Source organism: Apibacter sp. B2912, assembly GCF_009827835.1.
GTDB lineage: Bacteria > Bacteroidota > Bacteroidia > Flavobacteriales > Weeksellaceae > Apibacter.
The window spans coordinates 97840-120375 of record NZ_WINV01000001.1 but is presented as its reverse complement, the minus strand read 5'-3'; the positions used below and the strand labels follow the sequence as shown (position 1 = coordinate 120375).

Genomic DNA, 22536 nt, shown 5'->3' with positions numbered 1-22536 from the left:
CAATACTTATGAAGATATTAACATCAACGCAAATAAAAGAATGTGCAAGTCAATTCATCGAAAGTGAAATGACAACATCCTTAGATTTAATGGAAAAATCAGCTTTAGCTTGTTTTGATTGGCTAAAAAGCAGATACTCGAACGAATATACCTATTACATTTTTTGTGGAAAAGGGAATAATGGAGGAGATGGTTTAGCTTTAGCTAGATTGTTGAATAATGAAAATTATAATGTCGAAGCTTTTATTATACAATCCTCTTCTGACTTTACAGAAGATACTCAGATCAATTTTGATAAATTTCCAAAATCAGTAGATTTTATTGAAGGAGATGATTTTGAAGTTAATGAAGAAAAAGCGATTATTATTGATGCTTTATTTGGTATAGGATTAAATAACAAATTGAAAGGAGAAGCTGAAAAAATAGTTTCAAAATTAAATGAAATCAATGCTATAAAAATTTCAATTGATATACCTTCAGGATTATTTACAGATTCACTTCCCGAAGAAAACCAAACGGTGTTTAGGGCAGATGAAACCTTGACTTTTGAATTTTATAAAAGATCTTTTTTACATCCTGAAGCAGCACAATATGCCGGTAAAATACATGTACTGGATATAGGTTTGGATAAAAAATTCATTGAAAATGAACAAACCGATAATTACCTTATAGAAAATGATTTTTTTGAAAAAAATTATAAAAGAAGAAGTCCGTTCAGTAATAAAGGAACTTTCGGAAAAGCCATTATAATAGGTGGAAGCTACGGAAGAATGGGATCTATTACCTTTTCTACATTGTCAGCCTTGCGCGTGGGTACCGGATTAGTATTTACAGGTGCTCCTGAATACGGCAGTTTAGTACTTCAAACCGTTGCTCCCGAAGCTATGTTTTTCTCATGCGGAGATAAATATATAGAAGATATACAAATTCCATTTAAAAATTATACCATAGGTATAGGCCCAGGGCTAGGTACAGAGGTATTAACAAAAATGGCATTTGAAAAAATGCTGCAAAATGAAAAAAATCCGATGGTTTTGGATGCTGACGCTCTCAATATAATTTCAGAAAGCAAAGATTTATTAAATTTAGTTCCTAAAAATTCTATAATCACTCCACACCCTAAAGAATTTGAGCGATTGTTTGGGAAAACTAATTCTACTTTAGAGCAATGCGAACTTGCTAGGAAAAAAGCAAAAGAGCATGAAATTGTTATAGTCATTAAAGGGCATAACACAGCAATTTTATTACCGGATGGTCTTTGTTATTATAATGCTACAGGTAATGCCGGAATGGCAAAAGGGGGAAGTGGAGACGTTTTAACTGGTATTATCACCGGATTATTGGCACAAGGTTATGACTCAAAATTGGCAGCTATTTTAGGAGTTTACATTCATGGTAAAGCAGGGGATTATGCCTCAGAGAAATTTTCTCAAGAAGCTATGACAGCTCAAAGCATTATACAGTGTCTTTCCGATGTTTTCTTGGAATTAAATAAGTAAACACAAATAAAAATAATTTTTTAGTAAACATTACCGGCATTACACTTAATACTTAGCGACATAAGAAATCTATTATTCCAATAGTTTTTAATTCCGGTAATGTATTATTAAATAAATAACTTAATCTTCTGAAAAATCTACGATTAATTTTCGGTATTTATCCAATAATTTAGATTTAGAAAGCATTCCGATAAATTGATCATTTTCAACAACCGGTAGATACAAAGATTTTGACTTATCGAAAACTCTAAAAATAGTTTCATTATCATCAAGTAAAGAAATACACTCAGACGGTTGGGTTATAAGATCAACAATATGTAAACTTTCATAACGTTCCTTATGAAGCAAAATATTAATAAGATCATCCAAAATGATATATCCTTTAAATTTCTGATCCGAATCTTCAACGATAAAAAACTTTTTACTTGAAGAAGGAATTACCTCATTTATAAACTCAGAAAAAGATAAAGATAAAGAAATTTTAACGAAATTCTTTTCTATAAGATTTTTAATATTCATTCTACGAATAGCCTCTTTGTCTTTATTATGAGTAATCATCTCATTATTTCTTTTTAAATTATAGGTATACACAGAATGTTTATCAAAATGATATTTCACAAGATAAGCAATGGTAGAAGTAATAATTAAAGGAAATAATAAACTATATCCTCCTGTAATTTCAGCAATAAGGAAAATCGAGGTCATGGGAGCATGCATGATACCTGCCATTACACCCGCCATTCCCACTAAAGTAAAGTTATGTTCAGAAAGCTTGGTGAAGCTAGTAAGATTAATAATTTTTGTAAATACAAAACCTAAAATTCCTCCGGTAAAAAGAGCAGGAGCGAATACCCCGCCAATACCCCCGGACGAAGTAGTAAAGCTACTGGCAACCACTTTTATAAACAAAATGCCTACTAAAAAAAGAATAAGAAAATAATCATTTTCTCTCAATATATAAAAGAAAGAATTTTTTGCTATACTTTCCGGGTGAGAACTCATTAAATGTTGCAGCCCGATATACCCTTCACCAAAAAGCGGAGGAAAAATAAAGATAAGGATACCTACTGCTAAACCGCCCAAAATAGCTTTTAAATAGATGCTTTTACTGGTTGAAAATTTCTTCTCAATTAAACGACCGATTTTTATAAAATACAATGAAAAAAAACCACAAATAACACCTAAAATTATATAGTAAGGAATTTTCGATTTATCGAATGGCTCAAAAATCGCAAAATAAAACGATATATTATCACCTAATAAAAAATAGGAAATTAAAGCCCCGGTAGTTGAAGAAATTAAAATAGGTATTAATGACCACATACTTAAATCGATCATAATAACTTCAAGCGAAAAAATAATGGCAGCTATCGGAGCCTTAAAAATACCAGCAATGGCTGCGGAACATCCACAAGCAATGAATAAAGTTCTTAATTTTAAGTTAAGTTTAAATTCCTGGGCTATATTAGAGCCAATGGCTGCTCCTGTATATACAATGGGAGCTTCGGTACCTACAGATCCTCCAAAACCGATGGTTAAACAACTGGCTATAATCGAACTGTATGTATTTTTTTTATCTATTATACTACGTTTCTTGGAAATAGCAAATAAGACTTTTTCAACTCCATGACTTATATCCATTTTAACCCAATATTTAATAAAAATAACGGTCAAAATAATGCCGATGGTTGGGAAAAAAATAGTCCAATAATTGAAATTAAAATTTTTATTATGATAAATCAGTTCTTCAGTTAAACTAACTAAATTTTTTAAAATTACCGCACTTATTCCTCCAATTATTCCAATTAATGTACTTGCTAAGTAAATAAATGCTTGAGGATTTTGATTCCTGAATTTTCGTATTACGATGTTATATTTTACTCGTAATTTTTTAATTGAATCCCAATAGGACTCAAAATGTTTTTTTATAATAGATTGATTAATTTTCATTTATTTCATCATCAACATCTATTGAACCAACAGTATTTTTATACAAAGAATAAACCATGGCTTGAGAAAAAGAATACGTGAAAATTATACCTACAACACACAAAAAGATTCCTAAAACTTTACTAACCAAACATGAAATTACTAATAATAAAAATACTTTTCCAAATTTCTTATTTACGATTCTAAAACTATAAGTAATAGCTTGAATTAAGGGGACATCATCAATAATTATTAAAGCTCCGGCTAAAATAAAAGCTGGTGTAAAATAAAGAGAAGGAATAAACAAAAAGAAAATACTAATGAAATGTAAAATTAGTACGATAAAAGCTAATCCAATAAGTTTAAAAAACTTAGTACCTTGATAGCCACTTATAAACTCTTTAAAACTTGCTTTTCCGTTTCTATCTGTTTGATAAGCACAATAAACAACGCCTGCAGTTAAGGGGTATAAAAGAATACCAATAACTGAAGACAATAAATTTTTTACAATTATTAAAGGATTAGATATATAGTTTTGAACTAATGGGAAAATTTTGTTAAACGCTTGAGGATTATTTAATTTATTAATCGCTTTAATAAATTCCAGATCAATTATATTAGTTCCTAGATAGCGACCCAATAAATTATTAATTAAGTTAGTAAAAATATAGGTAAACAAAATACTAAATACTCCATAAAAAATAATATTTTTCCAAGCGGTAAACCCATCCATAATTACTTGATTCATAGATAAATTATAACCGTTCTCCTTTAATTTATCTAATTTACTTTGTAGAGTACTATTCATAAATAATTTATTAGCTTACAAAATTAAACAAATATTACCTATAATATACATATTTAGGCGCATTTCGTAAGGGTAAGCCCGTTAAAAATAAATATCTGAAAAATAAAATATAAAAACCATTGGAAAAGCTAGTTAACTATATTATTACGATATAATTAATGTAATTATATATTTTAAAAAAATATAAATTTATGGATATGTAACATTTAATTTAAAAATATACTAATTAAGTGATTGTCTATAAGTTAATAAATTATTAACCCTATATATTTTTATCATATAAACTATAGGTGAAAAATAGAATCTATGTTATAAAATAAAAATATTTACTTTTGTATGTCAAAATATTATTAAAACAATGTCACGAGAAAAAAATTTAAGAGAAGCTGCTTTAGAATATCATAGTTCCAAACCAGAAGGTAAAATAGAAGTTATACCTACCAAACCACATTCAACTCAAACAGATTTATCATTAGCCTATTCTCCGGGAGTGGCGGAACCCTGTTTAGAAATACAAAAAAATAATGCAGATAGTTACAAATACACCTCAAAAGGTAATTTGGTAGCAGTAATTTCCAACGGAACCGCCGTGTTAGGATTGGGAGATATTGGTGCAGATGCCTCTAAACCGGTTATGGAAGGTAAAGGTTTATTATTTAAAATTTTTGCCGGAATCAATGTTTTTGATATTGAAGTAAATGAAAAAGATCCGGACAAATTTATTGAAATAGTTAAATCGTTAGCTCCAACCTTTGGAGGTATTAATTTAGAAGATATAAAAGCTCCTGAAGCTTTTGAAATCGAAAAACGATTAAAAGCGGAATTAAATATTCCGGTAATGCATGATGACCAGCATGGAACAGCAATTATATCAGCCGCTGCCTTATTAAATGCATTGGAAATTTCCAAAAAAAATATAGCAGAGGTAAAAATTGTAGTCAGTGGCGCGGGTGCAGCGGCCATTTCTTGTACTCGATTATATAAAGCTTTAGGAGCCAGCCCACAAAATATATTAATGTGCGACAGTAAAGGGGTGATTTATAAAGGACGAACCGGATTGAATGAAGAAAAGCTTGAGTTTGCTGTAGATACTCCGGATAGAACTTTGGAAGATGCTATGAAAAACAGCGATGTATTTATTGGATTATCTAAAGGAAACTTGGTTTCTCCTGAAATGCTTTTGTCTATGAATGAAAATCCGATTGTTTTTGCCATGGCTAATCCAACTCCCGAAATTGATTATAATTTGGCGGTTGAAACTAGAAAAGATGTTATTATGGCTACCGGTAGAAGTGATTATCCTAATCAGGTAAACAATGTTTTAGGTTTCCCATATATTTTCAGAGGAGCATTAGATGTTAGAGCAACTGACATAAATCAAGAAATGCAATTAGCTGCAGTAAAAGCCTTAGCTGATTTGGCTAAACAAAACGTTCCTGAGCAGGTGATACAAGCCTACAATGTTAAAAATATGAAGTTTGGAAGAGATTATATCATCCCTAAACCATTTGATAAGCGATTAATAACTAAAGTTTCGATGGCAGTGGCTAAGGCTGCAATTGATAGCGGGGTAGCACAACACATTATTACTGATTGGAATGCGTATGAAGAAGAATTGTTAGATCGAATGGGAAGTAACGATGAAAAAATTATAAGACAATTTAAGGCAAAGGCCAAAAGTAATCCAAAAAGAATAATTTTCGACAATGCTGAAGAATACAATGTATTAAAAGCTGCGCAAATCATTGCTGAGGAAAAGATCGCTCAACCAATTTTGTTAGGTAAAAAAGATCTTATTGAAAAAACAAAGCAATACTATAATTTAGAAATTGAGGCAGAAATATTGGATATAGATACAGTTTCGTCTACTCATAAATTTGACAAATATGTAGAGTATCTTTATGATCTAAAGCAAAAAAATGGAAAAGGAATAACCTCTCAACAACAAGCTGCTCAATTATTAAATAACAGCGAATATTTAGGAGCCATTGCTGTTGAAATGGGTGAGGCAGATTCATTTTTAACCGGATTTACTAAAGATTATACAGAAGCTTTAAATCAAATTATAAAAGTGGTAGATTATTCTGAATCATCAAATATAAAAGTAGCATCTGCTATGGTTCTTCTTTCTAAAAATGGACCGATATTTATTTCGGACACTTCATTAAGCAGAAATCCTTGCAGTAATGACTTAGATTTAACAGTTCAAATTACAGCCGATTTCGTAAAGAAAATGGGTATTGAACCTAGAATAGCTATGGTATCTAATGAAAATTTTGCTGGAAATTCAGTTGCATCTAAAAGTGCTGATGCAGTGGTTAAGGAACTTAACCAAACAAATCCTGATTTGCTGATTGACGGAGAAATTCAGCCCGAATATGCATTAAATGAACAATTAATAAGTGAATTTCCTTTTAGCAAATTAGGAAGTAAATCGGCAAATGTTTTAATATTCCCTGACATAACCTCAGCTAATTTAAGTGCGAGTTTAGCAAAAGGTATTGGGTCTATAAAATCTATTGGTCCGGTTCTATTAGGATTAGATAAATCTATTCAAATAATTACAGAAAATTCTAAGGTAGAAGATATAGTAAATCTGGCAACCCTTGCTGCCCTTGCTGCTCAAGAAAAAAAATAATTAGTATTTCCGTAAAATAAACAAAAATGATAACCCATTTGTCAGGAATTATTTTTGAAATATCCCCTTCCAGTGTAGTTATAGATTGCAATGGAGTGGGGTATTTTGCCACTATAAGTTTACAAACCTATAAAGACATTCAAAACGAAAAAAAAGCCCTAGTATATATTCAAGAAATTATACGGGAAGATTCCCATTCGTTATATGGTTTTTCAACTAAAACCGAGCGATCCTTATTTAATCTTTTAATAAGTGTTAATGGAGTAGGTCCGGCTTCCTCCATTATGATGTTGTCCTCAATGTCTGTATCGGAAATAACCTCCGCTATTTCCGGCGGAAACAACCTGGCACTTCAAAAAATTAAAGGAATAGGAGCTAAAACCGCTCAAAGAATAATAGTTGATTTGCGGGATAAAATTTCTATATTTGAAACGTCTGAAATATTAGATTATAATTTAGGCAATAAAAACAAATCTGAAGCGTTAAGTGCATTGGAGGTGTTAGGTATTTCTAAAAAAATTACCGAAAAAATAATTGATAAAATTTTAAAGGATAATCCGGATATCGAAGTAGAAGAGCTTATCAAGGATACTTTAAAAAAACTATAAACGTTGAAAGTGTTAAGGTATATTCGTGACTATTTGCTATTGGCAACCATATTTTGTTTAAGTGGTAGTGTTTTATTTGCTCAGGAAAATGATGATGAACAAGTTTTGCAATTGGATGACCCTGTAAAATATGAGGCGTATTATGATTATAAAAGTGGAAATTACATATTATATCCCAAGCTGGGAGGTGTAGTTGTCGGTACTCCGATAACTATGACAGCCGAGGACTATACTAAATATGTAATGCAACAAAAGTTTGATGAATATTACAAAGAACGTTCACGTTTACAAGATGAAATAGGAAGAGCGAAAAAAGAAGGAAGAGAAGTAGAAAAAAAAGGCTTTATTCCGGGAATTACGGTTAAATCCAAATTATTTGAGCAAATATTCGGAGGTAATAAAATTGAACTAAAACCTTCAGGATTTGCATCCTTTGATTTAGGAATATTGCATCAAAAAATAGACAATCCGCAAATTTTACCACAAAACAGAAAGAACTTTACCATCGATTTAAGGCAAAGAATACAAATGAGTCTTATAGGAAATGTTGGTAATAATGTACATTTAGGGGTAAACTATGATACTCAGGCAGGTTTCAACTTCGAAAATAAATTAAATTTAGCATGGATTCCGGGCTCGGGAAGTGGGGCGAACTTACCCAATGGGACAAGCGGTGGAGAGGATAATATAATTAAGAAAATTGAATTTGGTAATGTAAATATGCCCCTTAGCACCAGTTTAATTACAGGCGCTGAATCACTTTTTGGAATCAAAGGGGAATTTCAATTCGGGAGAACATTTTTGACTACCGTATTTTCAGAACAACAATCCGAAGCACGAAATATAACAGTTCAAGGAGGAGGAGTAATCAATACATTTAAAATTAAAGCAATTGATTACGATGAAAATCAACATTATTTCTTAACGCACTATTTCAGAAACAATTACGATAAAGCTCTGGAGAATTATCCGGTAATTGGTTCAACCATTAATATCACTAAGATGGAAGTGTGGAGAATCGATTTGGGAAACTCAAACCTTCAAGAGCAGCATCCCGTTATAGCATTAAGAGACTTAGGAGAAAGTACCACGGGACAACTTCCCGATAATTCAAATTTAAATTTATATAGTACCATTTCAAATTTATCTGGAATCAGGGACGCTTCCACAGCATACAATAGCGTGAATGGTGTTTCTTTACCGGTTGTACCCACCTCAACTTCTTCAGCAACTATGAAGAATTATGAAAGTGGAAAAGAATTTGTTGTTCATAAAAGAGTAAAAAAACTTTCTGAATCAGAATATACTTATAATCCACAATTAGGATATATATCATTAAATCAAAAACTAAATAATGATCAACTTTTAGCGGTAGCATTTCAATATACAGATTCTAAAAATCCGGGCAAAATATATAAAGTTGGGGAATTTTCCAATGAAGTTACCGGAGTATTGATCTTAAAATTGCTAAAACCTAATCAAATCGTCTCTCCCGAATCACCTATGTGGGATTTAATGATGAAAAACATCTATTCAATGGATGCATCTCAAATTTCTCCTGATGGTTTTATGGTTAATGTTATGTACCAAGACGCCTCTCAAGGGAAAATCAATTATTTACCGGATCCCAATGTAAGAAATTTACAGTTATTGCAATTATTAAATTGGGACAGGTTAAATCAAAATAACGATGCTACCGGTACAGGTAAAGGAGATGGTATATTTGACTTTGTAGAAGGAATTACTATAAACTCAGAGAAAGGTAAATTGATATTTACTAAAGTAGAACCATTCGGGGAATTCTTAAAAAGTAAATCAGTAGAAGAAAAATTTATATTTGAAAATTTATACAAAAATCTAAAAGGAGGTAATATAGTCACATCAGATCCTCTAGCCAATCGATACACTATTGAAGGTAGATTCAAAGGAAGTATAGGTAACGGTATATCCCTGGGAGCATTTAACGTTCCGAGAGGGTCAGTTAAAGTTACGGCAAACGGTCAAACATTAAATGAAGGAATTGATTATGTAGTGGACTACCAAATGGGAATGGTAACCATTATTAATGAAACCTACAAAAATTCAGGTGTTCCAATCAATATAAGTCTTGAGAATCAATTTGCATTCAATATGCAGAAAAAAAGGTTCATGGGATTAAATGTGGAACATAAATTCAGTGATGAATTTATAGTGGGAGCGACCTTTCTTAATTATAAAGAAAGACCATTAACGCAAAAAGTACAATTTGGTTCTGAACCGGTTAATAATTCAATGATCGGATTTAATATGATGCTGAATAAAGAATTTCCTTTTTTAACAAAGCTTACCAACTGGATTCCGGGAATTAAAACGGAAGCAGAATCCAATGTAAGTTTTAAAGTAGAAGGAGCAGCTTTATTACCGGGTGAAAATAAAACAATAAATGATAACTCTTACATTGATGATTTTGAAACAACTGCATCAAAAATAAGTCTCAAAGAACCCGGCTATTGGGGAATCGCAAGTAAACCCGAAAAAGGTGGATTTGGTAATACTTATATGAATGATATAAGAAATGGCGATGGAAGGGCATTGATTAGTTGGTATAATATTGACCCTAGATTTTTTGGAATTGGTGGAGGTCAACCGGCGGGTATAGATAATAATGCATTATCCTTACATTTACAACGAAGAGTTAAATATCAAGAAATATTCACGGATAGAGACTACATAGCCGGAGAACAATTATACATGAATACGTTTGATGTATCTTTTTATCCCAAAGAAAGAGGGCCGTATAATTTTAATACACGTAATGAAGATCCTGAATCAGAACGATGGGGAGGTTTAATGAGACCCATATCGGTAACAAATTTTGCTGAAGCGAATATAGAATATCTTGAATTTTGGATGATGGACCCGTATGCTGACAGTAAAACACCGGGATCTAATCCGTTAGGAAATAAGCCTGAATTAATTCTTCAGTTAGGAAATGTGTCTGAAGATGTTTTAAAAGACGGCTTTATGCAATATGAAAATGGTATCACTGACGATATAAGTCAAATGACAACCACTAATCTTGGGAAACAACCTAAAAATTATCCGTTAGTATATGCGTTTGACACAGAAGGAGAGGCCAGGAGAAAACAAGACGTTGGATATGACGGATTAACAAGTTTTGAAGAAGCAGATTACTATAAAAATAAAGGATACGATATAGGTAGTAACGCCAATTATGTAAATCCTATAACGGGTGAAGTTGACCCGTCTGCAGATGATTACGTATTTTATTTACATGGCGCATGGGATTCATCTAATGAAAAAAATTCAATCATAGGAAGATATAAATATTACAGGAATTTAGAAGGCAACTCACCTTCAAACTCTATGGATGCTTCTTCAGCGTCTCCGGATACAGAAGACTTGAATAAAGATTTTAACTTAGATGAAACAGAAAATTATACACAATATCGTCTTTCTTTACTAGATTCCGATTTAAGAAATAATCAAAATCCATTGGTTGTTGATAAAAAAGAGGTTGAAGTATCACTACCCAACGGAAAAAAAGGAAATACAACTTGGTATTTGGTTCGAATTCCGGTGAATGCATATGAATTTGGTTCCGCTGAAATTTTAAATAACGTACGATATATACGTATGTTAATGAAAGGATTTTCCAATACTGCAACGTTACGTTTTGCAACTCTAGATTTAGTTAGAAGTGATTGGAGAAAATACGAAAAAAATATTTCCTCAGTTAGTGGAGAAAGCAAACAAGATACAGACGAAGGAAATGCAACCCTTTTACCTGTATCAAATGTCATTATCAGCGCTGTTAACTTAGAAGAAAATTCTACATCGCGACCACCATATGTATTGCCTCCGGGAATAAGCAGAGAAATTTTAGGTAATACTACCGGAACGCAAATGCAAAATGAATCCTCATTAAAGTTAGAAATAAAAGATTTAAAAAATTCAGAACCTAGAGGTATTTATAAAAATATTGCATTAGACATGAGACGTTACAAAACATTAAAAATGTTTGTACACGCTGAAAATATGCAAGATGCCTCAAGTAATATTGTAGATAAAGAAGCTAAGTTTTTCATCCGTATCGGTAGTGATTTGTCAGATAATTACTATGAATATGAATTCCCATTAAAATACACTCCGAATACTGCTACGTCTGCTATTGATATATGGCCGATTGAAAATACGATTGAATTAAAATTAAAAGATTTAGTAGCTGCAAAAAATGAAAAAGATAAGAATAACTTATATAATAGTACTGTTCGATATCGTAGTTATGTAACCGGTAGTGATGATAATATCATCTATGTTAAAGGTAGACCTTCCATAGGAAATGTTAATTCCATAATGATGGGGGTAAGAAATACTTCCAGCATAGACAAGCATGTTGTTTTATGGCTGGATGAACTTCGTTTATCTGATATTGATAACGAAGGAGGATATGCAGCCAATGCAAGTATCAATTTTAATTTGGCTGATTTTGCTCAAGTATCCGCATCCGGAACGTATCAATCGGTTGGTTTTGGAGCAATCGATAGTAAACCGAGTGAAAGAAGCCAAGACGAAACCAAACAATATATGGTAAGTGCTGCCGTAAATGTAGATAGAGTTCTTCCGGATAAATGGGGAATGAAAATACCGGTTAGCATTAGTATGTCTGAAACATTTATAGATCCAAAATATAATCCGTTGGATAATGATGTGAAGTTAAAAAATGATCCAAGAAAAAATGAACTTAAAAAAGTGGTGAGAAGCTATTCCTCACAAAAAAATATTTCTATTTCGAATTTAAGAAAAGACAGAACCACCGGTAAAACACCTAGATTTTATGATGTAGAAAACTTATCGGCTTCTTTTTCTTATTCCACGGATTATTTTAGAGATATATATACAACTTATAACATATACCAAAATTTACAAGCCTATATTGATTATAACTTCTCGCCTAAAGGTGTTTATTATCAACCATTTAAAAAAATGAGAGCGGTGCAAGATACCAGCCGATTTGCTAAATATTTAAAATGGTTAAAAGAAGTTAACTTTAATCCGGTTCCTTCTCGTTTATCTTTTAAAGCTGATATTGCGAGAACCTATAATGAATTCCAATACAGAGATATCAATGCTTATCTCAATAATAATCCTAACAGTTATACTCCTATTTTTGCCAATAATTTCTTGTTCGGTTGGCAATACAATATAGGATTTAATCTAACACGTTCGCTTAAATTAGATTTCTCTTCAGGAACAAGAACCATATTAGATGATATAGGAAACGGAGTACCGGATGACGGAATGATCTGGAATGGATTGTTTACTGCGGGAAGACCTATCAATTTTAATCAAAGATTCCAATTAAATTATAGAGTACCTATACATTTACTTCCTTATTTAGATTTCACTTCTATGGAAGTAGGATATACAGGTCAATACGATTGGCAAGCGGGTTCTAATTTCCAAACTTCATACGATCCTGCAAATGCCGATCCAAGAAAAAGAAGTTTGGGAAATACTGCACAAAATGCTCAAACTATAACAGTCATAGGAAATGTTGATTTCAGTAAATTCTATAATTATTTTTCAAACTATAAAAAATTTGAAGAAAAAAAACGTAAGAGACAAAGAGAAATAGATTCTTTAAATAGGGCTTATGAAACAAATTTTGCCTTAAAAAAACCTAAATCCTTTAAAAAATATACTATTAAAAATAAGTATAAGGCTACAGATTATTTATGGATGATTGCAAGTAGTTTTAAAAGAGGTCAAATTCAGGTAAACGAGAATAAAGGAACAATTTTGCCGGGATTCTTGCCTGAACCAAGTTTTTTTGGAGTAGGTAGATATGCCGGTTCAACAAGTGGTCCTACATTCGGATTTTTATTTGGTTCTCAATTCGATTTAAGGAATAAAGCAGTAACAGAAGGCTGGGTTTCGTTAAATGAATATATGACCAATCCATATGTGAAAACAAATAATTCGCAATTGTCAGCTACCCTGCAATTAGAACCGATTAACCATTTACAAATTGATTTAAATATCATGCGTAATCATCAAAAAACATTATCTCATTCAGGGTTTAATTCTATAGATCCATTAACAGGACAAATTGCTAATACATTCGTCAATCGATCTGCTATGTTCAGTTCTTCAGTTATATCTTTTGCGACTGCATTCAAATCAGGAGATTATGTATATAATAAAATGATTAGCAATTCAATGATTTTATCACAAAGAGTGGCTGCAAAACAAGGTCAACCTATAGTCGATACCAATAACGACGGATATGTTGATGGTTATGGGTTAACCAATTCAGAAGTTTTATTACCTTCTTTTGTATCTGCATTTTCAGGAAGAAGTGCAGGAAGTCAAAAGTTAGGTTATAAACGCAGTATGCCGGTTCCAAATTGGAAAATTACCTATGGAGGATTAAAAAATATTCCATTTATTAATTATTGGTTCAAAGAATTTAGAATTAATCATAGTTATATTTCAAACTATACCGTTAATGGGGTACAAACTAATCCCGATTATTATTTGGCACAAAACGATTCAACAGCACCTGAACGAGATTTAAACGGAAACAGATACAACTATTACACCTATGGAACAGTAGTCATGTCAGAAGGGTTCAGTCCACTTGCAGGAGTAGATGTCACTATGAGAAATAATATCCAAATTAGAATAGCTTACAATAAAGATAGAATCTATTCATTAGGATTAACAAATTACACCCTACAAGAAGATTATGGCAATGAAGTAGTTTTCGGTCTGGGATATATTGTAAAAGATGTTAAGTTAAAATTGCGTTATCGAGGAGCTACTAAACCGGTAACGGGCGATTTAAATATTAGAGGAGACGTTTCTATTAGAGATAACAAAACTACCATTAGACGATTGGTAGAGTTGGATTCACAGGTAACGGGAGGACAAAAGCTAGTTTCATTGAAATTTTCTACAGATTATAGCTTTACTAAGAATTTTAATCTTAAATTCTTCTATGAGCAAATGATAACTAAATATAAGGTTTCAACTGCATATCCGCTTTCAACGATAAGAGCAGGATTAAGTGCTACATTTACTTTTGGAAATTAATTATATTTGTAAAGATTAAACTTTTATATGAAGACTCCATTGGATTTACTTTATAGTTCTAATCATGTTTGGATAAAAATTGAAGGTAACACAGCACTTATCGGTATAACTGATTACGCACAACAACAATTGGGAGATGTTATATATATAGATGTAAATAGCCTCGGCAATCAACTAAAGTTGGGTGAAATTTTTGGAACTGTGGAAGCTATAAAGACTGTATCAGACCTTTTTATGCCTGTTGATGGAAAAGTACTTGAAATGAATCTTGAGCTTGAACATTTGCCGGATTTAGTAAATACCGATCCATATGGAAAAGGTTGGATTATAAAGGTTCAAATACAAAATAATACTTTATTAGATCAACTATTGAATGCTGAAGACTATAAAAAACTGGTTACCTAAACGGTATAAAAATGTACGTATTATACTTTTCTTATATTTTGGAATATTGACATGGTTATTGCTACGAGCTCCTCAAAATGAAGTTAAATTTTTTAATTTTTTTTCACAACTAAATGATAAAGTAGTTCATGTCATTTCATTTATTGGCTTATCATTTCTAGCTAAAATTTCATTTCCTAAAAAAAATCAATTGCTAATAATAGGAACAAGTACTTTATATGGAATTTTGATCGAATTTTTACAAGAATATATGAAATTGGGAAGAACCTTTGAATATTCTGATATGGTGGCGGATTGCATAGGTTGTATATTTGGTTATTATATGGCAAAAAAAATGATTAAAATATTATAAGCTATTTTTTTACTTGAAATCAATGATTATTCGAAAATATAATTTCAATCAAAGTTAAAATTTCATAAATCAATAGAAATTTTAGAATTTTAAAAATACACCCGTTCGCAACATATAGCAGATTTACTTCTAAATTAGATAAAATAAAAATATTTTGCATTTAAATTTTATAATAAAATACTCTTAAAATTTAAGATAAGTGTAAAAACTAAGTATGAAAAGCATTTTTTTATTCTTATAAAAAATAAAAAATAAAATTAGAGTTTATTGATAAAATTGTGTAAATTAGCACGTTGAGATTGTTATTATACTTCCTTCTACTTTTTAATTTGAATAGCTAGTTTTTAGTCTGATTTCTTCTCAATTAATTTTTTACCAATTTTTTAAAATTTTTATATGAACATTTTTATTTCAAACCTGAATTACAGGTTGACCAACGAAGATTTACATGACTTATTTTCAGAGTACGGAGAAGTTGAATCAGCAAAAATAATACAAGATCGTGAAACCGGAAGATCCAGAGGTTTTGGATTTGTTGAAATGGCAGATGCAGAAGCTAAAACGGCAATTCAGGAATTAAATCAAAAAGAATTTGACGGTAAAGTTATTAATGTCTCAGAAGCTAGACCAAGAGATGAAAAGCCAAGAAATAACTTTAGAAGAAGTTATTAATTATGGATTCACTAATTAATAAGTAAAATAAAAAACGACTGAATAAAATTCAGTCGTTTTTTGTTTACAGGTCAATGTAAATAATTTTTATAATTTAAAATCAAATCCCAAATAAAACATTGAAGATACAATAGGAGCATAAATTAAAGAAGTATCGAAATAAGAACCAAAAGGGTTTTCCGGATTTATAATAGGATTTCTTTGTTTATAGCCTCCCAAATTTTCCACTCCTAGATAAGATCTAAACTTATCTGTAAAATATCTGGATAGTTGAGCATTCATTAAAGTATAATTAGGCGAAAACGATTTTCGCTGATATTCTATCGGGTTTTTAGAAGTATCCGGAAGTCTTTGTTTTCCTATATATTGCAATGTAAAGTCTAATGCCCATTTACTTTTGTTTTCAGTTTCTAGAGTAGAATATGATATAGAAAATAAGCCTCTGTTTTTAGAAGTAAAGGGAACTTGTCGCCTGCCATCCATATAATCGGCTTTAATATCATACCATTTATAAGCAAAATGCAATTCCAGATTAGAAATAGGAATAATATCCCATACTGCCTGAAAAGTATTTGAAAAAGATTTTCCATCTAAATTATAAAACCAAAGCGCTTGAGACGATCGATCCAAGTCTATGAGAACTTGTTTTTTAAAATCCGTTCGGTAAAAATCGATTGTAAATGTATTCTTGATAGCTCCAATTTTAAAATCCTGAATTAAACTACCTCCATAGTTCCATGCAATTTCAGATTTTAAACCATAAATATCGCCATGGTTTGATTGAATGTGTACTTTACGAGACGAAGCAAAATACTGTATATTTTCAGAAAATATATTGGCTGTTCTCATGCCTTTTCCCGCAGCTAATCGAAGGGTTGTTTTAGGCAAGAAAGAATATTTAATATTAATTCTTGGTAACACTTGGTTTCCCGCCAAATTGTGAAAATCAGTTCTGGCGCCCAATACTAAAGTTACATTTTTAATTACAGTTGTAGTATATTCGGCAAAAATCCCGGGTACATTTTCAGTTCTTTTATAATTGGAATTTTCAAAATCCTCATTGAAAGCATCATGAAGATAACTTGCACCTAAGGTATATTTGTGATTTGTGTTACCAATGATACTTTCAAATAATAAATTGGTAAAAAATGAATTTTCATTTCCATTATATACTCTTTGACCGAAATAACTATCAATAGTATGATGAATAAATTTAGTTTGTAAACCTATACTTTGATAAGGTTTAGTAAGAAAGACAAATCCGGTTTTATTCCAGATTTCAAAATGTGTATTTTCAATACCTAGTCCATAATGATTTTGGGTCAAACGGTCAGTTGATTCTCTAAATTTTTTTTGACCTCCGATCTGTTTATCATAAAGCGCCTGAATACCTATTTGAGAACCCCATCCGTTTTTTTTAATACCGTCATAATGGATGATATCCATTACATTTAGTTGTTTGGAAAGAGGACTATCAAGATATCCGTCATGATTCATATCTTCTTTAGCAAACCTTCCGCTCAAATGAGTTAATGTGGTATTACTCCAATTATTGGAAATAGAAGATGCATTGACAACATTAAATTCCAAACGAGCATTTTGATTTGCAAAAAAATTGATAGTGGTAAAATTTTTATCTTTATACTTCATCAATTCAGTATTTATTTGACCGGTTATAGCCTCGTAGCCATTAGTAACAGTGCTGCCTCCTTTAGTAAGTTGAATACTGTTTATCCATGTGCCGGGTATAAAATTTATTCCACTGGCGCTTGACAATCCTCTAACCTCCGGCATATTATCAACGGTTAAGGAAGTATATTTTTGATCTAGTCCTAACATTTTAATTTGTTTTGAACCCGTTACTACATTGGTTGTAGAAACATCCACAGTAGGATTTGTTTCAAAACTTTCAGCCAAATTACAACAGGCGGCTTTCAACAATTCCGTTTTATTAATTGTATAGGTAAGAGCAGCAGAATTGGCTTTTATACTTACTGCCTTGGCTCTTTGTCGGACAACAACCTCATCCAATACTTTCTCTGAAGAAGAAGGTTTGGGTTCTAAAAAAATATCTAGGGGATGATCAACATCATCGATTTTATTTTCTTGAGAAATAAAGCCGTCCTTTTCAGCTTCAATAGTATAGAGACCGTCGTGGTACATCAGCTCAAAATTGCCTAAGCTATCGGTAACAGTTTTCATAATCGGGTGTTCTTTCCAATTTACATCAGCTCCCCGAACGGGTATATTTTCTCCGTTTTTCAAAGTAGTTAGTATACGACCTTTTAATGTTTTATGCTGGGCTACAGCCAATAGACCGTAAACGAGCAAAAACATACTTATATATTTTTTCATTTTTTGTTATTTAGTTATAAAAAATTGATTTTTAAACCCGCATTACTGAACATGGATTACATACAATAATGCATCTTATCCTATCTTATATAAAATAGAATAAGCTGAACCATGAAAAAATATACGTTATCCGTAGTAGGTATAACGACAATAAAATTTATATAATTGATAAACAGGGGGAGGAGGGTTACAATAAAGTTGTGCTATACCCTCTTGTTGAGAAGACGCCCAATTAAATAGATCCCAATTTACATTGGGAATAATTCCTAAAAATGTAAAAATTAAATATTGAAAATTGGAATCAAATGAAAAAAAGCTGTTTTCGTTCGATTTTATTAGGACGTCCTTACAGCAAAAATCTCTTTCAAAAGAAGGATAATCCTTTTTCTCAGAATGTTTTAATTCGTTGGAAAATTTTTTGAAATTAATGGTATAGCCAATATTTTCTCCATGACACCAATTTTGGTATATGAAGAGATTAAGATTTGCAAATAAAACCAAGCAAATCAAAAGTATAGACTGAATTAATTTCATCAAGTAAAGATAAAAAAAATATTTGGATTAGCCGGTTGAAATTAATTGCATGATATAAATATCAATGATACTAATGCTTAAAATGACGTATTCCCGTAAATATCATAGGAATATTGTATTCATTACAAGCCTCAATGCTTTCTTTATCACGTATGGAACCTCCGGGCTGAATAATAGCAGTTATACCATTCTTTGCGGCGGTATCTACTACATCTCGAAAGGGAAAGAATGCATCAGAAGCCAAAACCAAATGATCGGTTCTTTTTTCTTTGGCGCGTTCAATTGCTTCTTGAGCCGCCCATATTCTATTAGTTTGTCCCGAACCAATACCCAGGGCTTGGAAATCAGAAGCAACCACAATAGCATTGGATTTGGCATGTTTTACTATTTTTTGAGCAAAAATCAAATCTTCCAATTGTTTTTTATCAGGAGCTGAATTTGTTACTTGTGTAAAATCAGTAGCTGCAGCATGATCCACGTCCTGAACTAATAAACCGCCATCGACCTTAACGAATTCAACTGAATCCGATACAGGGTTGTTTACTTTTATAACGCGCAAACTTTTTTTAGAAGATAATACTTGTAAAGCTTCGCCCGTAAATGATGGAGCAATAACTATTTCCAAAAAAACGGTAATCAACAAACGAGCCGTTTCCTCATCAACTGTTCGATTAAAAGCGATGATCCCTCCAAAAATTGAAATTGGATCACATTCAAATGCTTTTTGATAAGCTTCAACTATAGTATTTCCCAGAGCTACTCCACAGGGAGTAGAATGTTTTACCGCACAACAGGAAATTTCTGAAAATTCATTAACAACTTTATAGGCCATATCCATATCTCGGAAATTATTAAATGAAAGTTCTTTGCCTAGTAATTGTTCAAAGTCCTTCATAGCTCCATTTTTGGTTTTATCTATATAAAAAGCTGCTTTTTGATGCGGATTTTCTCCATACCTTAAATTTTCAACTTTTTCATAAGAAGTGTTCAAATACTTAGGATAATCATCCTGCAAAAGATAGCTGGATATGGCTGCATCATAAGAAGATGTCAGGTTAAACACTTTACCGGCTAATTTTTTTCGTGTAGCTAAAGAAGTATTTCCATCTTTTTTTAACTCTTCTATTACTAAAGAATAGTCTTCAATTTGAGATATAACCGTTACAGAGTGAAAATTTTTTGCTGCAGATCGTAGCATAGTTGGTCCGCCTATATCAATAAATTCAATCATCTCCTGCTCTAATAATCCTTTATTTAATTTATCGAAAAACGGATACAGGTTTACAATAACCATATCTATAGTTTTTATTTTAAGATCATGAATGGATTGTAAATGTTCTTCTTTTGTTCTGGAAGCCAGTATCCCTCCATGAATAGAAGGATGTAACGTTTTAACTCTTCCATCCAATATTTCAGGAAAACCGGTATATTCACTAACTTCGGTGACATTAAGGCCGTTGGATATTAGATGCTTATAAGTTCCACCGGTTGAAATAATTTCATACCCTTGAGATTGTAAAAAAATTGAAAAATCAGTTATATTGGATTTGTCTGAAACACTTATTAAAGCTCTTTTCATTACTATGATTTTACATTTATTCGGTAATTAAATAAAAGGCTTTTCCTTTTACATCATCATCTAAAGATTGAGGGATATCCTGATATTCTTCCCAGTAACTATTTTTAAGTTTAACTCCGTTTTCTTTAGCATATTTATCTAAAATGTAACGGGTTTTAAAAAGGGTATGTACGTTTTCATTTATAGGGGTAGTGATTGCTTTTCCGGCAGGTAGAGTTATCAAGCTCATAGCAGAATTAGGAGGGTTTATATTGGATTCCACGGGATAACCAGTATAGAAAATAGTACTTTTAGCCAATGTGTCATAAGTACTGTAATAAACAATAGGATTATCAATATCTTTATAAGAATATTTTAAACTATCTGTTAAATAATTTGATATTTCATGTAAAGATTTATACATAGCTTTATAGACATCCTCGGCATTTGTGGAAGTTTCATTTTTAATGGCTAACAATTGAATCCCTTTGAAATCAATATATTCAGCATCACCTTCGTGGAGTTGTTTATTGGATCGTCCATTCTGCAATAATATAGAAAGTTTATCAAGACTTTTATTTAAGCTTTCTTCCAATTTATGAGAATATAAATAAGCAAAAATGCGAGTAAAATAAGTAAAATTTTCTGTTGTGAGGTGGATGGTTACATCGGTCACTCCTCCGTTTGATTGAAAATTTATATCCTCGATACAAACTACACCGTTTTCTACAAAAATTATTTGAGATTTTATGGTGTTATTTATTTTACTTTTTAAAATTTTATATTCTCCTTTACCTATGGAATGATCCTTAGAATTATTCCAAGTTAAACTGCTTCCTGTACCTTTATAAGGGGCAAAATAATTAATACGTGTATTTACAGAATCTTCATTAATTAATAACCCCCAAGAAGCGTAATTTTCAAGATCATTAAATTCCGCAAAGACTTCACTCATTGGATTGTTAAATTCTTTAGTAGTTATAATTTCTATTTTTTTGGGAAGAAAAGATGGCATTATGCATCCGGCAATAATTATCAAAAAAACTAAAAAAAGAAAAATATTAACAATCTTTTTCATGTAAATAAGAAGTTATTAGACGTAAATAATGAATTTAGTGTGAAAACACAAAGCTACAAAAAACATATATACAGACGTATAAAAAGACTATTAATTTTAAAAAGAAAGGACACTGAACTATGCAATGTCCTTACTTTAAGTATTATAAATTATTACAATTATTTATCGCTATCAGGATTGGTTTCAGGAGCTAAAACAACACCTTCTATTCTTACCGGTAAATTAGGTTTTTTCTCATCATTAGAAGATATGGTAATGGTTCTGCTGAATCTTCCTACATTAGAAGTATTGTAGGTAACCGTAATTTCTCCTTTTTTTCCGGGAGCGATAGGTTCTGTAGTCCATTGAGGTACCGTACATCCGCAAGAAGTGTTTATATTGGAAATAATTAACGGTTTATCTCCCACATTTTGAATTTTTATAATTCTTTTGCCATTAGATCCTTTGTTTACATTCCCATAATCTACCGTATTATTTTCATAATTGGTAATTTTAATTTCCTGAGCATTGCTGAAAATGAATGCTCCCAATAGGAATGCCGAACTTAAAACGAACTTTTTCATGTTTGATATATATTTAACTATTTTTTTAACTATTGAACTTCCCCTTTAATTTTTAAAAGTTTTCTTGAAATTTTAGGATCATTACTGAATACCTCAATTGATTTGGAAAATTTACCAAGATTCTTTGTATTATACTTAACGTTTATCTCACCTGATTTACCCGGTAAAATAGGAGTTCGGGTCCATGAAGGTACAGAACAATCACATGATGATTTAACGTTGGAAATAATCAAAGGTTTGTCACCTGTATTGGTAAATTTGAAAATTTGATTACCGTCAGAATTTTTTTTAATTATTCCATAATCTATCTGATCTTGACTGAATGTTATAGATTGAGCGGAAATGAAACTTCCTAAAAATAGGAGAAAAACTAATATAGCAGTTTTTTTCATACTTGTAAAGATATAAAATTTTAAATTCACTTTAGCTTAATTTTATT

The 22536-nt window shown here is 31.3% G+C and carries 15 protein-coding genes; 7 read left to right on the top strand and 8 right to left on the bottom strand.

All coding sequences use genetic code 11. From position 1 onward, the window contains the following. The first annotated feature begins 8 nt into the window (after positions 1 to 8). Positions 9 to 1499 (top strand): NAD(P)H-hydrate dehydratase, encoded by a 1491-nt coding sequence (locus GFV01_RS00500; RefSeq protein WP_160564038.1) that lies wholly within the window; start codon positions 9 to 11, stop codon positions 1497 to 1499. 120 nt (positions 1500 to 1619) lie between these two features. On the opposite strand, the gene GFV01_RS00495 is transcribed toward GFV01_RS00500, so the two are convergent. Next, positions 1620 to 3449, bottom strand: coding sequence for a chloride channel protein (locus GFV01_RS00495; protein WP_160564036.1), 1830 nt, complete (start codon positions 3447 to 3449; stop codon positions 1620 to 1622). Beyond that, a complete protein-coding gene (locus GFV01_RS00490; protein ID WP_160564034.1) occupies positions 3439 to 4236 on the bottom strand; it encodes a hypothetical protein in 798 nt (265 codons plus the stop codon). Before GFV01_RS00490 ends, GFV01_RS00495 begins: the two co-directional genes overlap by 11 nt. A gap of 358 nt (positions 4237 to 4594) precedes the next feature. On the opposite strand from GFV01_RS00490, the gene GFV01_RS00485 reads away from it, so the two are divergent. From GFV01_RS00485 to GFV01_RS00460, 6 genes are all read left to right on the top strand, one after another. Next, positions 4595 to 6874 (top strand): NADP-dependent malic enzyme, encoded by a 2280-nt coding sequence (locus GFV01_RS00485; protein ID WP_160564032.1) that lies wholly within the window; start codon positions 4595 to 4597, stop codon positions 6872 to 6874. A 26-nt stretch (positions 6875 to 6900) separates the two neighbouring features. Next, the gene (gene ruvA / locus GFV01_RS00480) at positions 6901 to 7482 is read left to right on the top strand and encodes a Holliday junction branch migration protein RuvA (protein ID WP_105297951.1); all 582 of its coding nucleotides are present in this window, start codon (positions 6901 to 6903) and stop codon (positions 7480 to 7482) included. Between the two features lie 9 nt (positions 7483 to 7491). Beyond that, the gene (sprA, locus tag GFV01_RS00475) at positions 7492 to 14580 is read left to right on the top strand and encodes a cell surface protein SprA (protein WP_370513722.1); all 7089 of its coding nucleotides are present in this window, start codon (positions 7492 to 7494) and stop codon (positions 14578 to 14580) included. A gap of 27 nt (positions 14581 to 14607) precedes the next feature. Beyond that, a complete protein-coding gene (gcvH, locus tag GFV01_RS00470; protein ID WP_160557215.1) occupies positions 14608 to 14985 on the top strand; it encodes a glycine cleavage system protein GcvH in 378 nt (125 codons plus the stop codon). Then, entirely contained in the window at positions 14954 to 15337 is a 384-nt protein-coding gene (locus tag GFV01_RS00465; RefSeq protein ID WP_160564028.1) for a VanZ family protein, read from the top strand. Before gcvH ends, GFV01_RS00465 begins: the two co-directional genes overlap by 32 nt. A 396-nt stretch (positions 15338 to 15733) precedes the next feature. Further along, on the top strand, positions 15734 to 16009 hold the full coding sequence (locus GFV01_RS00460; RefSeq protein WP_105297947.1) for an RNA-binding protein: 276 nt from the start codon (positions 15734 to 15736) through the stop codon (positions 16007 to 16009). A gap of 87 nt (positions 16010 to 16096) precedes the next feature. Here GFV01_RS00460 and GFV01_RS00455 read toward each other — a convergent pair whose 3' ends face one another. From GFV01_RS00455 to GFV01_RS00430, 6 genes are all read right to left on the bottom strand, one after another. Further along, on the bottom strand, positions 16097 to 18364 hold the full coding sequence (locus GFV01_RS00455) for a TonB-dependent receptor plug domain-containing protein (protein ID WP_160564026.1): 2268 nt from the start codon (positions 18362 to 18364) through the stop codon (positions 16097 to 16099). 126 nt (positions 18365 to 18490) lie between these two features. Next, on the bottom strand, positions 18491 to 18898 hold the full coding sequence (locus GFV01_RS00450; protein WP_160564024.1) for a hypothetical protein: 408 nt from the start codon (positions 18896 to 18898) through the stop codon (positions 18491 to 18493). Positions 18899 to 18968: 70 nt separating this feature from the next. Then, positions 18969 to 20477, bottom strand: a complete 1509-nt coding sequence (gene purH, locus GFV01_RS00445; protein ID WP_160564022.1) for a bifunctional phosphoribosylaminoimidazolecarboxamide formyltransferase/IMP cyclohydrolase — start codon at positions 20475 to 20477, stop codon at positions 18969 to 18971. 16 nt (positions 20478 to 20493) lie between these two features. Further along, positions 20494 to 21534, bottom strand: a complete 1041-nt coding sequence (locus GFV01_RS00440; RefSeq protein ID WP_160564019.1) for a hypothetical protein — start codon at positions 21532 to 21534, stop codon at positions 20494 to 20496. A 158-nt stretch (positions 21535 to 21692) separates the two neighbouring features. Further along, positions 21693 to 22097, bottom strand: coding sequence for a DUF1573 domain-containing protein (locus GFV01_RS00435; protein ID WP_160564017.1), 405 nt, complete (start codon positions 22095 to 22097; stop codon positions 21693 to 21695). Positions 22098 to 22126: 29 nt separating this feature from the next. Further along, positions 22127 to 22489, bottom strand: coding sequence for a DUF1573 domain-containing protein (locus GFV01_RS00430; protein ID WP_105297941.1), 363 nt, complete (start codon positions 22487 to 22489; stop codon positions 22127 to 22129). Between the last annotated feature and the right edge of the window lie 47 nt (positions 22490 to 22536).

Excerpts from the sequence above, each read along its gene's own strand:
- GFV01_RS00500 (WP_160564038.1), top strand. The coding sequence starts at position 9 with ATGAAGATATTAACATCAACGCAAATAAAAGAATGTGCAAGTCAATTC.
- GFV01_RS00495 (WP_160564036.1), bottom strand. The coding sequence starts at position 3,449 with ATGAAAATTAATCAATCTATTATAAAAAAACATTTTGAGTCCTATTGG.
- GFV01_RS00490 (WP_160564034.1), bottom strand. The coding sequence starts at position 4,236 with ATGAATAGTACTCTACAAAGTAAATTAGATAAATTAAAGGAGAACGGT.
- GFV01_RS00485 (WP_160564032.1), top strand. The coding sequence starts at position 4,595 with ATGTCACGAGAAAAAAATTTAAGAGAAGCTGCTTTAGAATATCATAGT.
- ruvA (WP_105297951.1), top strand. The coding sequence starts at position 6,901 with ATGATAACCCATTTGTCAGGAATTATTTTTGAAATATCCCCTTCCAGT.
- gcvH (WP_160557215.1), top strand. The coding sequence starts at position 14,608 with ATGAAGACTCCATTGGATTTACTTTATAGTTCTAATCATGTTTGGATA.
- GFV01_RS00465 (WP_160564028.1), top strand. The coding sequence starts at position 14,954 with ATGCTGAAGACTATAAAAAACTGGTTACCTAAACGGTATAAAAATGTA.
- GFV01_RS00460 (WP_105297947.1), top strand. The coding sequence starts at position 15,734 with ATGAACATTTTTATTTCAAACCTGAATTACAGGTTGACCAACGAAGAT.
- GFV01_RS00455 (WP_160564026.1), bottom strand. The coding sequence starts at position 18,364 with ATGAAAAAATATATAAGTATGTTTTTGCTCGTTTACGGTCTATTGGCT.
- GFV01_RS00450 (WP_160564024.1), bottom strand. The coding sequence starts at position 18,898 with ATGAAATTAATTCAGTCTATACTTTTGATTTGCTTGGTTTTATTTGCA.
- purH (WP_160564022.1), bottom strand. The coding sequence starts at position 20,477 with ATGAAAAGAGCTTTAATAAGTGTTTCAGACAAATCCAATATAACTGAT.
- GFV01_RS00440 (WP_160564019.1), bottom strand. The coding sequence starts at position 21,534 with ATGAAAAAGATTGTTAATATTTTTCTTTTTTTAGTTTTTTTGATAATT.
- GFV01_RS00435 (WP_160564017.1), bottom strand. The coding sequence starts at position 22,097 with ATGAAAAAGTTCGTTTTAAGTTCGGCATTCCTATTGGGAGCATTCATT.
- GFV01_RS00430 (WP_105297941.1), bottom strand. The coding sequence starts at position 22,489 with ATGAAAAAAACTGCTATATTAGTTTTTCTCCTATTTTTAGGAAGTTTC.